Origin of the sequence: Filomicrobium sp. (assembly GCF_025698805.1) — a bacterium.
Taxonomy (GTDB): domain Bacteria; phylum Pseudomonadota; class Alphaproteobacteria; order Rhizobiales; family Hyphomicrobiaceae; genus Filomicrobium; species Filomicrobium insigne.
Genome location: NZ_JAILWT010000002.1, coordinates 258,561 through 271,044, shown reverse-complemented (window position 1 = coordinate 271,044; position 12,484 = coordinate 258,561). Strand labels below are relative to the sequence as shown.

Annotated in this window: 11 protein-coding genes; 4 read left to right on the top strand and 7 right to left on the bottom strand. The window is 58.8% G+C overall.

Translation table 11 applies throughout. The features are described 5' to 3' along the window. Positions 1-24: 24 nt before the first annotated feature. Complete coding sequence (locus tag K5845_RS04985) at positions 25-1,077, bottom strand: pseudouridine synthase (RefSeq protein ID WP_502814124.1); 1,053 nt, start codon at positions 1,075-1,077, stop codon at positions 25-27. 35 nt (positions 1,078-1,112) lie between these two features. Here K5845_RS04985 and K5845_RS04980 point away from each other — a divergent pair, with 35 nt between their 5' ends. Continuing rightward, positions 1,113-1,571 (top strand): nucleoside deaminase, encoded by a 459-nt coding sequence (locus tag K5845_RS04980; RefSeq protein ID WP_046475484.1) that lies wholly within the window; start codon positions 1,113-1,115, stop codon positions 1,569-1,571. A 15-nt stretch (positions 1,572-1,586) separates the two neighbouring features. Here K5845_RS04980 and K5845_RS04975 read toward each other — a convergent pair whose 3' ends face one another. Next, a complete protein-coding gene (locus tag K5845_RS04975) occupies positions 1,587-2,552 on the bottom strand; it encodes a patatin-like phospholipase family protein (protein ID WP_287958507.1) in 966 nt (321 codons plus the stop codon). 84 nt (positions 2,553-2,636) lie between these two features. Next, positions 2,637-3,923, bottom strand: coding sequence for a phosphoribosylamine--glycine ligase (gene purD, locus K5845_RS04970; RefSeq protein ID WP_287958506.1), 1,287 nt, complete (start codon positions 3,921-3,923; stop codon positions 2,637-2,639). A gap of 131 nt (positions 3,924-4,054) precedes the next feature. On the opposite strand from purD, the gene xseA reads away from it, so the two are divergent. Both xseA and K5845_RS04960 read left to right on the top strand, forming a co-directional pair. Further along, a complete protein-coding gene (xseA, locus tag K5845_RS04965) occupies positions 4,055-5,677 on the top strand; it encodes an exodeoxyribonuclease VII large subunit (protein WP_082100923.1) in 1,623 nt (540 codons plus the stop codon). A gap of 158 nt (positions 5,678-5,835) precedes the next feature. Next, the gene (locus K5845_RS04960) at positions 5,836-6,060 is read left to right on the top strand and encodes a DUF2093 domain-containing protein (protein ID WP_046475492.1); all 225 of its coding nucleotides are present in this window, start codon (positions 5,836-5,838) and stop codon (positions 6,058-6,060) included. Between the two features lie 22 nt (positions 6,061-6,082). On the opposite strand, the gene lpxK is transcribed toward K5845_RS04960, so the two are convergent. Both lpxK and K5845_RS04950 read right to left on the bottom strand, forming a co-directional pair. Further along, positions 6,083-7,156 carry a tetraacyldisaccharide 4'-kinase gene (gene lpxK / locus K5845_RS04955; RefSeq protein ID WP_090227740.1) on the bottom strand — a complete coding sequence of 358 codons (1,074 nt, stop codon included), beginning with the start codon at positions 7,154-7,156 and terminating at the stop codon, positions 6,083-6,085. After that, the gene (locus K5845_RS04950; protein ID WP_244466783.1) at positions 7,146-9,002 is read right to left on the bottom strand and encodes a glycosyltransferase N-terminal domain-containing protein; all 1,857 of its coding nucleotides are present in this window, start codon (positions 9,000-9,002) and stop codon (positions 7,146-7,148) included. Before K5845_RS04950 ends, lpxK begins: the two co-directional genes overlap by 11 nt. Before the next feature lie 471 nt (positions 9,003-9,473). On the opposite strand from K5845_RS04950, the gene K5845_RS04945 reads away from it, so the two are divergent. Further along, positions 9,474-10,211 carry a fused DSP-PTPase phosphatase/NAD kinase-like protein gene (locus K5845_RS04945; RefSeq protein ID WP_076605263.1) on the top strand — a complete coding sequence of 246 codons (738 nt, stop codon included), beginning with the start codon at positions 9,474-9,476 and terminating at the stop codon, positions 10,209-10,211. Positions 10,212-10,226: 15 nt separating this feature from the next. Here the strand turns inward: K5845_RS04945 and K5845_RS04940 are convergent, their stop codons facing one another. Both K5845_RS04940 and K5845_RS04935 read right to left on the bottom strand, forming a co-directional pair. After that, positions 10,227-12,065, bottom strand: coding sequence for an ABC transporter ATP-binding protein (locus K5845_RS04940; RefSeq protein WP_287958505.1), 1,839 nt, complete (start codon positions 12,063-12,065; stop codon positions 10,227-10,229). 69 nt (positions 12,066-12,134) lie between these two features. Beyond that, a complete protein-coding gene (locus K5845_RS04935; protein WP_046475501.1) occupies positions 12,135-12,383 on the bottom strand; it encodes a DUF4170 domain-containing protein in 249 nt (82 codons plus the stop codon). Positions 12,384-12,484 lie beyond the last annotated feature (101 nt).

The following is a 12,484-nucleotide window of genomic DNA, read 5'->3' as shown; positions in this document are numbered from 1 at the left end:
GCGTCCCCCTTGAGGGTAGGCCATTCATTCCGACTGGCCTTTTGGTTTCGCTGCTTTGCCCTCGGGTTTATGGCCTCGGCCGATGCGGTCAGGGTCAGGTGCTGCGAGGCCCAGTTCCTCTGTCAATTTCGCGCCAAGCTGGTCGGCGAGGACGCGTCGCTTCACGGGTTCGGTGGTTCCGGGAGCAAGGTCGAGCAACTGGAACGGTCCGTAGGACACACGGATCAGGCGGTTTACATCGAGCGAAAGGCTTGAGAGGATTTTGCGCACTTCGCGATTTTTGCCTTCGCGCAGGCCAAGTGTGAGCCAGACGTTGGCACCCTGCGTTGAATCGAGCGTCGCTTCGACTGGGCCATAGCGAACCCCCTCGATTTCCACGCCGTCTTTCAGTTTGTCGAGGTCGGCTTGTGTTACGCGACCGTGCGCGCGTGCGCGATAGCGGCGTAACCAGCCCGTGGACGGTAATTCGAGATGGCGGGCCAGCGCGCCGTCGTTGGTCAAAAGCAGCAAGCCCTCCGTATTGAAGTCTAGACGGCCGATGGAGACAACACGCGGCAACTCAGGCGGAAGACTGTCAAATACTGTAGGACGGCCTTCCGGATCGCGATGCGTCGTGACGAGACCTTTCGGCTTGTGATAGCGCCATAGACGTACGGGCTCGGCGTCCGGTAGTGGGTTGCCGTCAACGACAATCTTATCCAAAGAGGTTACCGTTACGGCGGGGCTGTTTAGCAATTTGCCATTCAGCCGGACACGGCCTTCGGCAATCCAGCGTTCGGCTTCACGCCGCGAGCATAGTCCTGCACGGGCAATCGCCTTGGCGATGCGCATAGGGTCGTTTTGTCCTGCAGCAGGCTCCGGCGCGCGTCCTGGTCCACGCTGTTTCTTGCGGACCGGCGTGCGAGCGGGTTTGGCTGCGGTGGGGCGTTCAGCAGACTTGCGCGTGGTGGATTTTGCCGCGTCCGCGGAGGTTGGTTTTGAACGTGCCTCCGCCTTCACCTTGCGTGCCGGCTTGGCGTGTGTCTGCCGGTCCTTGCTGATAATGTTCGGACGTCGTTTTGTAGGCGCCTTAGGCATTTGCGATTTCTGTTCGAATTGAAGGACGCGCTGTTATGACATCGATGCGGGGCAGCCGCTACATGGAACGCGCATTGGCGGAAGCCAACGCTGCGGCTCAGCGTGGAGAAGTTCCCGTGGGAGCCGTTGTCGCTGCACCGGATGGTACGTTTTTGAGTGCGGCAGGTAACCGTATCCGCGAACTTGCCGATCCTACGGCCCATGCTGAGATCCTCGCGATTCGCGCCGCATGCGAGGCCTTTGGTTCAGAACGGCTCCTAGGCTGCGACCTTTACGTCACGTTAGAGCCGTGCGCCATGTGCGCTGGAGCGATTTCCCTTGCCCGTATCCGGCGGCTTTATTTCGGAGCGGGCGATCCGAAAGGAGGCGGTGTGGAGCATGGTGCCCGGGTGTTTGCTCAGGCTACGTGCAACCACGCGCCGGAGGTCTACGGTGGGCTTGACGAAGAGCGCACGGGGGCACTTCTACGCGATTTTTTTGCCGCGCGGAGATGATGCCGGGCCTTGACGCTAGCGGCGACCCAGGAGCCGTTCGGCTAGGCGGGCCCGCCTAGCGGGTTCGGGTTCTTCCAATTTAGGTTGGGGCTCAGGGTCAGGTTCGCTGACGTCGGCGGGTTCAGCAAAAAGAATGCGCTCAAGCTGTTGGCGAAGTCTCGCTTTGGCGGGCGCTGCGGCCTCAAGAACTTTGTCCAGTTTATGAAATTCGAGTACGTGGAAGTTGCCGACTTCGACATCGATCAGAATATCTGGCTTCCGGGTTCGCACTTTCTCGCGAACGATGGATTGCTGTAGAATTTGCAGGGATGTGACGATCGCCTCGAAGGCGCTGGGCTTGCCCTCACTCGCGACCCGACCGGCCCCCGTTACGTTGATTGCGATCGTGATATCTGTGTCTTCTGCGAGGACATCGAAGGGGAGCGGGTTGACGAGGCCGCCATCCAGCAGAATGGCACCGTCGATTTCGACCGGCGTGAACAGGCCGGGGAGCGCCATACTTGCCGCGACCGCCTGCAAGAGTGGTCCTTCCGATAAAACCATCTGTTTTTGTTCGCTGAATTCCGATGCGATCACCTTCAATGGGATCTCGAGCGACGCAAAGTCTGCCGCCGTTCGTGGCGGCATGATCAGGTCGAGCAATGCTTCCGCGTTGAAGATTGAGGATCGCAGTTGGAATACATTCATGAAGCGCTGGAGAGGCTCCTGGCGCGCGCTGAAAGCCTGGCGAAGGATCTCTAGCCGGCTTTTCAGGATTTCCTCTGTATGGGTGCGGATCTGCGCTGCGGTGTAGCCGGAGGCGTATGCCGCGCCGAAGATGGCGCCGATGGAGGTTCCGGCAATGAGCTGGGGGCGTAACCCCATCTCGTCGAAGACTTCCAACATAAGAATGTGCGCCAAACCTCGCGCGCCGCCGCCACCGAGCGCCAGCCCAATGCGCGGTGCGCGCGTCAGATCCCTGCTACTTAGAGAGGTTGTCACTTTGCTGCCGGTCTCATCGGGTGTCGGAACGTCATGACATTACTTTCTCGCACGATGGCGAGATGATGGTAGCTGCGCGGTTCATCAAGCCTCTGTGTCCGAAGTTTCGCGCGCCAAAGCGCGCCAGCCGATATCTGATCGGCAGAAGCCGCCCGGCCAGTCGATGCGACTCACGGCTTCATAGGCTCTATCGTGTGCTTCGCGGACGGTTTTGCCGACGGCCGTGACATTAAGAACGCGTCCGCCGTTGGCGAGGATGCGCCCGGTGTCGTCACGGGCGGTGCCAGCGTGAAATACGGTCACACCATCGATTGCAGAAGCGGCATCAATGCCTTTGATCTCGCTGCCTTTTTCTGGAGTTCCGGGATAGCCGTTGGCGGCCAGGACGACCGTGAGGGCAACAGTGTCATGCCAGCGCAGATCGAAACGATCGAGGACGCCGTCTGCTGAGGCGATGAGAGCCGGAAGGAGATCGGATTTGAGCCGGGGCATTAAAACCTGCGCCTCGGGATCGCCAAAGCGGACATTGTATTCGATGAGTTTGGGACCTTCGTCCGTGATCATAAGCCCTGCGAATAGGACGCCCTTGAAGGGTGTTCCACGTCGGGCCATTTCCGCGACCGTCGGCTTGATGATCTCATCCATGGTGCGCGTGATGAGTTCATCCGTCATGACAGGAGCGGGGGAATATGCCCCCATGCCGCCGGTGTTAGGGCCTTGGTCGCCCTCTCCCACGCGTTTGTGGTCTTGGGCGGTCGCGAGGGCGAGGACGTGTTCGCCGTCAACGAGGGCGAAAAAGCTCGCTTCTTCGCCGGTGAGGAATTCCTCGATGACGACTTCGGCTCCGCTGGCGTTTCCTGTGAACAGGCTGTCGATTGCCGAGAGAGCTTCGGCCTGGGTCTGCGCGATGATGACGCCTTTGCCTGCGGCCAGGCCGTCAGCTTTGACAACGATGGGGACAGGTTGTTGTGCTGCGTAAGCTTTTGCGTCGTCAGCACTATCAAAGCGGGCATAAGCGGCTGTCGGGATGCCGATGGCCCGGCAAAGGTCTTTTGTGAAGCCTTTGGAGCCTTCAAGCTGGGCGGCGGCGGCGGACGGGCCAAAGCACTTAATGCCGGCGGCTGTCAGCGTATCGGTCAATCCGGCAACGAGCGGCACTTCGGGACCGACGACAACGAGGTCTATTGCTTTGTCCTTACAGAAGGTAACGACGGCCTCATGATCGTCGACCTTCAGATCAACGCACTGCGCGACATCGGCTATTCCGGCGTTGCCTGGAGCAGAATACAATGTGTCGAGCAGGGGGCTTGCTGATAGCGCCCATGCGAGGGCGTGTTCGCGGCCACCACCGCCGATGAGTAGGACGTTCATGTTCGTTGCGGGCCCTTAGTTTTTCACTTTTTCAGGATCGCTGTAGGTTCACGTCATGTGTTACCGAGCGTCTGCTGCCATTATTCAATGATGTATCATCGCTGATGCAGTTAACAAACCGGGACTGATTCGTGACCGAAACCCTGTCAGATAAGCGCTTAGGGGCGGGTAATGCGCCGGAGTTTTCCGTGTCCGAGTTGTCGGGCGCGATCAAAAGGTCGCTGGAAGACGAGTTTGAGCACGTGCGCGTGCGCGGAGAATTGGGCCGCATTTCCCGCCCGGCATCCGGCCATTTGTATCTCGACCTTAAGGATGATCGCGCCGTAATCGCTGGCGTCATGTGGAAAGGCGTTGCGCAAAGGTTAGCGATCAAGCCGGAACAGGGCATGGAGGTGATCGCTGTTGGGCGTGTGACGACGTTTCCCGGCCAGAGCAAGTATCAGCTTGTTATCGAGAGCTTGGAGCCGGCCGGTGTGGGCGCGCTCATGGCTTTGCTGGAAGCGCGGAAAAAGCAGTTCGCTGAGGAAGGACTGTTTGACGAGGCCCGTAAGGTGCCGCTGCCGTTCCTGCCACGCATCGTTGGTATCGTCACAAGTCCGTCTGGTGCTGTTATCCGTGACATGTTGCATGGCTTCGATGAGCGGTTTCCGACCCGCGCCATTGTGTGGCCGGTTCGGGTTCAGGGCGAAGGGTGCGCGCCGGAAGTCGCTGCCGCGATCCGTGGGTTTAATCAGCTGAAAGCAGGTGGGCCGGTACCACGGCCCGACGTGATCATCGTCGCGCGGGGTGGCGGCAGTCTTGAAGACTTGTGGGGCTTTAACGAGGAAATCGTCGTGCGGGCCGTGGCCGACAGTGCGCTGCCGGTTATCTCGGCGGTCGGGCATGAGACAGACTGGACCCTGATTGACCTTGCCGCGGATGCGCGGGCTCCTACGCCCACGAAGGCTGCGGAATGGGCTGTACCAAAGTTCGGCGATCTCGTGCAGCGGACGGCAGAATACGGGCTCCGTGCGCAGCATACGGTCCGCCGTTGCGTTGAGAGTGCACGGGCGCATTTGCGCGCGGCGGCACGTGGGTTGCCGCGCCGCGAGAACCTTCTTTTGTCGGCGCGACAGCAGTTCGACGATGTGGAGCGTCGCTTGGGTCGCGGATTGATCTCCAACACCAGCCTGCATGCGATGCGCCACGCCCGGATCTCCGGAAGGCTGGTGCCGCGCCTCGTCGAAATGCGGATTGCCCGAGATCGCGAACGATTGGCGCAGTGTGACAATCGCGCGCGTCATGCGCTTTTGCGTACGGCTGGCCAGAGGCGTACGCGGCTTGAAAGCGTCGGCGGGCGTTTGCGTCCTTCGGCATTGCGCAGCCGATTAACGCGTGGGCAAGAGATCTTTGTGGGGGTTGTCGCCCGCAGTCATGCTGCGTTCGCGAATGCGGTCGTTAACCGTCGTCGGATGCTCGATTCACAGGGGAAGCTTTTAAATACGCTTAGTTACCAAGGGGTTCTGGCGCGTGGTTTTGCGCTGGTGCGTGATGCAAAAGGTAAAACTTTGCGTAAAGCGGCCCAGATTGTGCCGCAGCAGAGCATCGAGATCGAGTTTGCCGATGGACGAGTTATGGCAAACGTAACAGGGGATCCAGGGCAAGCGGATAAGCCTGCGCCGTCGAAAGTCTCTGAGATGACGATTGAGAAACCGAAGGACGAGCGCCGGCCGTCACGCGCGGCTCGCAAATCTGATCAGGGAAGCCTATTCTAGCAATTCGTCGAGGGGGTTCCCAAGTTAGCCCTCACGCGAAAAACATGACCAGCACTGGGTCCTGAAGTGGTGCTTGCGCGAAAGGGACGACTTGACGGGTGTCCGACAACGGGCAATCAATCTGAGGCTTCGGCACCATTGCCGGGCAGGGAGTTCCAATGAACCGGTTTGAGAAGTTTTTCGGCCCGCGGGATGAGGCGAAGGTCAAGTATCAGGGCGGTGACTTTCAGGTCACTTCGCCGGGTGATTTTGTGCGTTGCGCTATAACTGGGCAGCCGATTGCTCTCAATGAGCTGCGGTACTGGAGTGTTGAGCTTCAGGAAGCCTATGCTTCTCCCGAGATTTCTTTCCGTCGCTATCTGGAAGTCAACGGCAAGGTCTGAGGGCGCCCCGGACATGATTGCTTTATGCGGGCAGTTTACTGTCTGCGATGACGGCTTCGAGCAGCGCCCTCATGCGAGACAGATCGTTTTCCTTAAACTGTAGTCGGATGGGTAGTGGACGCGCTGACTGCCGTAGGCGGGCTATTGCCGAGTTCCCTTCTGGGGTCATCCGGACCAGATCTTTTTCGGTTGTCACCAACTGAGCGCCGCTTGCCTTAGCTTGCGCGAGCAATTTTTCCGCTTCGCTGTCAGTGAAAGTGTGATGGTCGCGATACGCCAACTTGGCGAGTACGGTTGCGCCCAATCTTTCTAGGAGCGAGAAAAAACGGTGCGGGTTTGCGATGCCCGCGAACGCGATGACGGGGGTGTCGGCTAGCCAGGAAATATCTCCCGCAGGTTCGGGTTCGGCAACGAGCACGGGGCCTAGGAAGCGGTGGCGCAAGCGGTCAAGAACTCCGGTTCCGGTATTTGACTGCCGATCGTCGTCGTGGGGCGGCTGTGATCCGTTCACGATCACAGCGTCGGTCATTGCGTATTGGAATTGGAGAGGTGCGCGTAGAGGCCCGGCCGGAATAACCCGACCGTTGCCGATGCCGCGCGCGCCATCCACGATCGCAAGGCGCAGGTCTTTTTCCAACGATGGGTTCTGCAGACCATCGTCCATGATGATGACCGTGGGACGCGGCTCACGTGTGAGGATGGCGCGTGCTCCGGCAGGCCGATCCCGGCAGATCATGGTTGGAGCTGAGCTGGCCAGCAGCAGGGGTTCATCGCCTACGTCGATGGCGGAATGCCGGTGAGGGTCCACCCATTCCGGGCCCGCAATGCGGCCAGCGTAACCGCGTGATAAGAACGCTGGGCGTTCGCCAAGTTGTGTCAGGAGTTCAGCCAGCAAGAGCGACATGGGCGTTTTGCCTGTGCCGCCAGCCGTGAAATTTCCGACGCAGATAACAGGGAGCTCGGACCGGAAGGGTTGCGTTTTTTTGAAGCGCCGTTCGGCGGCCCAGCCGTAAATCCCTGCAACTGGTTCGAGCGCGTTTGCCCGCCAGTCGCTCGTTTGATTGCCATACCACCATGAAGGTTCCTCAAGAGGCACGCTTCATTCCTTCCTGGTCGGGGAGGTAGTGGAGTAATGCCGCGATGGTCTGGTCTAGGGCGCCTGATAACGTTCCGATGGCCAGATCGGCGTTCGCGCGCATGGTATTCAACTTGGCATCGTCGTGCATGAGTTCGGCTACGGCCGCAGCGAGTTCTTCGGAGGAACGCACTTCGCGCATCGCGTCGTGGCGCTTTAGCGCGTCATAGGCGTCGCGGAAATTGTGCCAGCTCGGGCCGGTGAGAACTGCTGCGTGATGACGGACGGCTTCAATCGGATTTTGCCCACCTTTGTCTACAAGCGAACCGCCGATGAAGGCGATCGGTGCGAGAGCATAAAGCGTGCCCAGTTCGCCGATCGTATCGGCGATATAAACATCTGTTCGCGTGTCCGGCAGCTTATTCTCGGAGCGTTGGGTGACGTTCAGGCCGTTCATTTTCAGCGCTTCGGCTATCGCTGTTCCACGTTCAGGATGGCGTGGGGCCAGCAATGTCAGGAAGCCCTCGAATTCATTGGCCAATCGGCGATGTGCTTCGCCGATGATTTCTTCTTCGCCTTCGTGGGTGCTGGTTGCGACATAGCCGCGGCGGCTGTTGACGGCTGCGGCAAGGGCGTCGAACGCGGCCTGATCTATTGGTGGTGGCGGTGCATCGATTTTCAGATTGCCGATCGAGCGGACGCGGCGTGCGCCGAGCTCCGAATACCAGCGCGCGAATTTGTCGTTCTGAGTGAGGACGAGATCGAATCGCGTGAAGAGCGCTGCTGCCATACTGGTATTGCGTCGCCAGCGCTTGAAGCTGCGATTGGACATACGCGCATTGACGAGGACGAGAGGAATTTCCCGGGCGTGTGCCTCCAAAATCAAATTCGGCCAAATTTCTGATTCCGTGAGTACAGCGACGTCCGGTTGCCATCGCTCTAGGAAACGGCGCGCATATTCTGGTGAGTCGAGCGGGAGGAATTGATGGAACGCGTTTGGTCCCAACCTTTGCGCCGCCAACCGTGCCGACGTCAGGGTGCCTGTGGTCAGTAGACAGCGTACGTCAGGGCGTAACGCTGTGAGGGTATCGACGACAGGCAGGATCGCATTGGTTTCGCCAACACTTGCCGCGTGGATCCACACTAAAGGACCTTCCGGCCGCGCTAGGTTCGATTGTCCGAAGCGCTCGTTGCGGCGTGTTGGGTCTTCTTTGCCCTTGTTTTCCCGGAACCGAAGAATGAGCGGTGCTACCGGCTGGATTATGCGTGTCGCGACCCGATACGACTTGAGTCGAAAACCGGCAGGGACCGGAGGTGTTGAAGGATCCGCTGCGCCGGGGGGGGTGGCGCGTGCAGGATCAGCTCCGGCCAATTCGTAGGCGCGTGCTGTTGCGTTATTGAGAGCCGTCTCCAGCCGTTGCCGTAGCTGTTCCATTTGCTCAGGGCTGGCATCGTCCGGAACGTAAATTGGGTCGCCCAATACGTAGCCAAATGTGGAGTACGGCAGATTGATAGTCATTCGGCTCCATGTGTCGAGGGCATGGTAGCGGGATGTGGCGGCGGCAATGGGGAGGATCGGGCGACCGGAAAGGCGTGCGAGCGTGATAATCCCCTGACCGCAGCGGCGCGCGGGGCCCGGTGGAACGTCGGCCGTCATTACGATGTTGGTATTGTCTGCGAGGGCCTTGAGGGAGGCTCTCAGGGCATGGGCTCCGCCGCGGTCTTTGCGGCGGTCCCCCGCGCCGGCGCCGCGGATCAGCTGATGCCCGAGGCGGCTCATAGCTTCGCCAACCAATTCTGCGTCACCGTGGCGCGCGACCATTGCGGCAAAACGCAGCTCTTTGGGGGCCGGGCTGGCCAGCATCATGAATTGCCCGTGCCAACAAGCCATAATTGCTGGATGGAGGGCACGCATGCGTTCTTGGAGGTCGGGAGGCTCGCCCACAAATGTCGAAGTTTGCTCAACAAGCCTTATGGTTCGGGCGATTATTCTACCGCCCGCACGTCCCAGGGTTGTTTTCAATTTCGGCGAAAGTGCCATTAACCTGCTTGTCTTAGCTTGAGCGGAGTTGACAAACTCGTCGAGGTTGGCGGAGCGAAGACCCTTGCAGTCGCATCCTATAGCGCATAATACCGGCTGGTTAGCAATCGATGTTGCGTCGCAAAGCCTTTATATGATGCGGCTCAATATTACACGTGTTCGGTGCAAGCGGGGTTAGGTCCAGTCTTAGGATTGGGGCGGCGTGCCGGTAGTGGGCGTGCACCTGTGACTTTCTACAGGTGATCTGCTCTAATACCGGACGCGGTGGCTGACAATCGGGTTCTTTCGGAAGGCAGCATGGCAGGGTTGGCCAAACGTGCGAAACGCGCGGTCAAGCGCGTCACGATGGCTTGGCGCCACGGACTTATCGATCATTCTCCCGAATGGTTGCGCCGCCGGTTTGGCGCGCACGCGTCCTATCTCGATATGTTATTCATCGATCACGGTATTTTTCGCCTGATCTATTTGAACATGCATCGTTTGTCTCCCGAGGCATGGCGCAGTGCGCAGCCTGCTCCGCACGATTTCCGGCGTTTCAAGCGGATGGGCATCAAAACCGTCGTGAACTTGCGCGGGGAGCGTGTTTGCGGCAGCTTTTGGCATGAACGCAAGCAATGTGAAGAGCTTGGGCTCAATCTCGTGAACTTTACGATTCGTTCGCGGGCCGCACCCTCCCGTGAGGATATTCTCGCTGCCCGGGAGATGTTCGAAACAATCGAATATCCGATGGTCATGCATTGCAAATCAGGCGCGGACCGTGCGGGCCTCATGAGCGTCCTCTACAAGCATGTTCGCGGGCATCAGCCGATCGATGAGGCGCTGAAGCAGTTGTCGCTCAAATATGGACATATCCGCCAAGCAGATACGGGTATTCTCGATATGTTTTTCGAGCGGTATCTTGCGGATACCGCTGAGCGTCCGATGCCCTTCTTCGAGTGGGTCGAGACCGTTTACGACAGCGAAAAGCTTAAGGAATCATACCAGTCCAATCGCTGGGCCAACCGGCTCGTTGACCGCGTGCTCCAGCGTGAGTAAGCGGGTATTGGTTTCCTAGCCAGCTGCCGCTGGATCGTCGACCAAGACCGGGTCGGCCACCAACTGGGTTTTGGCGAGCATTGCGTAGGTGCCGTCTTGCGCCATCAGGTCTGTGTGGTTGCCCAGTTCGATGATTTGGCCTTCGTCCATAACGCAAATCAGGTCGGCATTCTGAACGGTCGACAGCCGATGCGCGATCACCAATGTCGTGCGGTTTGAGGTGAAGTGGGTCAAGGCCTCCTGGACCAGACGTTCTGACTCTGTGTCGAGTGCACTTGTGGCTTCATCGAGTAAAAGGATCGGAGCATTTTTAAGGATGGCGCGGGCCAGAGCGAGACGCTGACGCTGTCCGCCCGAAAGACGTTGTCCGCTTGAACCGATCTGTGTGTCGTAGCCACTGGGCTGAGCGATGATGAAGTCATGGGCGGCAGCGGCCTTGGCGGCAGCGACAATGTCACTGTCGCTCGCATCGAGACGACCTAGCGCGATATTGGCGCGAATGGTGTCGTCGAAGAGGGTGACGTCCTGGCTTACGATGGCGATGTTGTCGCGCAAGGACGCGAGCCGCACCTGCTGAATATCTTGGCCGTCGATAGATATGGTCCCCCCGGTGAGATCGAAGAGGCGGGGGACTAGGTTGATAAGTGTGGATTTCCCCGCACCCGACCGGCCGACAAAAGCGACGGTCGCTCCTGCTGGGATATCGACATTGATGCCGCGGAGGGCAGGCGCGTCAGGGGCGCTGTCGTAGGCGAAAGCAACGTTGTCGAAGCGGATATTTCCGCCAGTTACCTTGAGCGTTGCGGCGTCCGGGACATCAATGATCTTAGGCTTCTCGTCGAGCAGTCCATAAAGGCTTTCGGCACCCGCCAACCCTTCCTGGATCTTCCCCGACAAATTACCGAGCGAACGGATGGGCTGGGCGGCCATCAGCAACGCCGTGATGAAGCCCATAAAGTCGCCGACTGTCGAAATTCCGCTGGAGATACGCCAATAGGCGAAGGCGATGACCCCAGCGACGGCCAAGCCCCCAAGCGCTTCTAGCATTGGGTCAAGACGGGCGCGATTGCGCAACGCCTTCATGCGAAGTTTGAAGACCTCTTCAAAGCTAGAGTGCACTTTTTCGGATGCATAGTTCTCAAGCCTGAAGGTTTTGATCAGTCGCGATCCCGAAAGTTTCTCGGACAACAAGGATGTCAGATCACCGAGTTGGCTTTGCGTGCGCTTTGCGACCTTGCGAAGACGTTCGGAAATAATGGCGATCGGCAGCGCTGCAATCGGATAAACGCCCAGGACAAACAATGACATCAGCCAGTCGAGATAGAACATCGAGATAACGAGCGCGACGACCATCAAAACGTCGCGCACCGCCGTGTTCACCGTTGCCTGCACGGCTTGTTGTATCATGTTGATATCGTTAGTCAGTCGCGAGAGCAGGTGGCCTGGGGATTCTCGTGAAAGACGAGCAAAATCAGCTTCAATAAGGTGGGTGAACGCCGCCTTTTGAATGTCGGTGCCCATGCGCTGGACAATGCGTTGGGTCGATACCGTCTGCAGATACATGAAAATGCTGCGTGCGACGGTAATTGCGATAATGCCCAGAAGGATGGGTAGCAGCGTTCCGGTTTGCTCCTTCATCAAGGTATCGAACGATAGCTTGATGATCATCGGATAGCCTCCGGTGATCGCAGCGAGGCAGGCGGTCAATACAAGGGCATAGAGAAGGCTGTGCCAGCGGGGCCAGACCCAATCGTTGAGAAAGCGTGAGATCAGTAGACGCGAGTTCGCGTCGAAAGCGACCCGTTTGCGCGCCTTCGCTCCCTTCGGAGGCGTGCCGGTGCTGGCCTTGCTCACACGATCTCCTTTCGAGTGCGAACGACTGCGTTCGCAGTAGCGGCGTCGGTCTGACGATGTTCGGAACTATTATGCAGAGCTTGCATCGGGTTCGAGGAGGCGATGTAGGTGAACAACGAAATAACGCATTTCGGCATTGTCGACTGTGCGTTGGGCGGCGGCCTTCCACGCCGTGTGGGCCTCGGCGTAGTTCGGGTAAATTCCGACGATATCGAGGTTTTTCAGGTCTTTAAACTCAGGCTTATCGAGTGTGCTCACTTCTCCCCCGAAGACGAGGTGTAAAAGTTGCTTCGGCGTAACGGATTTGTCGGCGTTCATTGTCGAGAGATCCTTTGCGCTTGGTTAGACGGACCACGAAGCCAGTGAGCTTCTTTTAGATTTCTTCCTGCCTGAGCTGCGGGACTTGAGCAAGCCCCGCG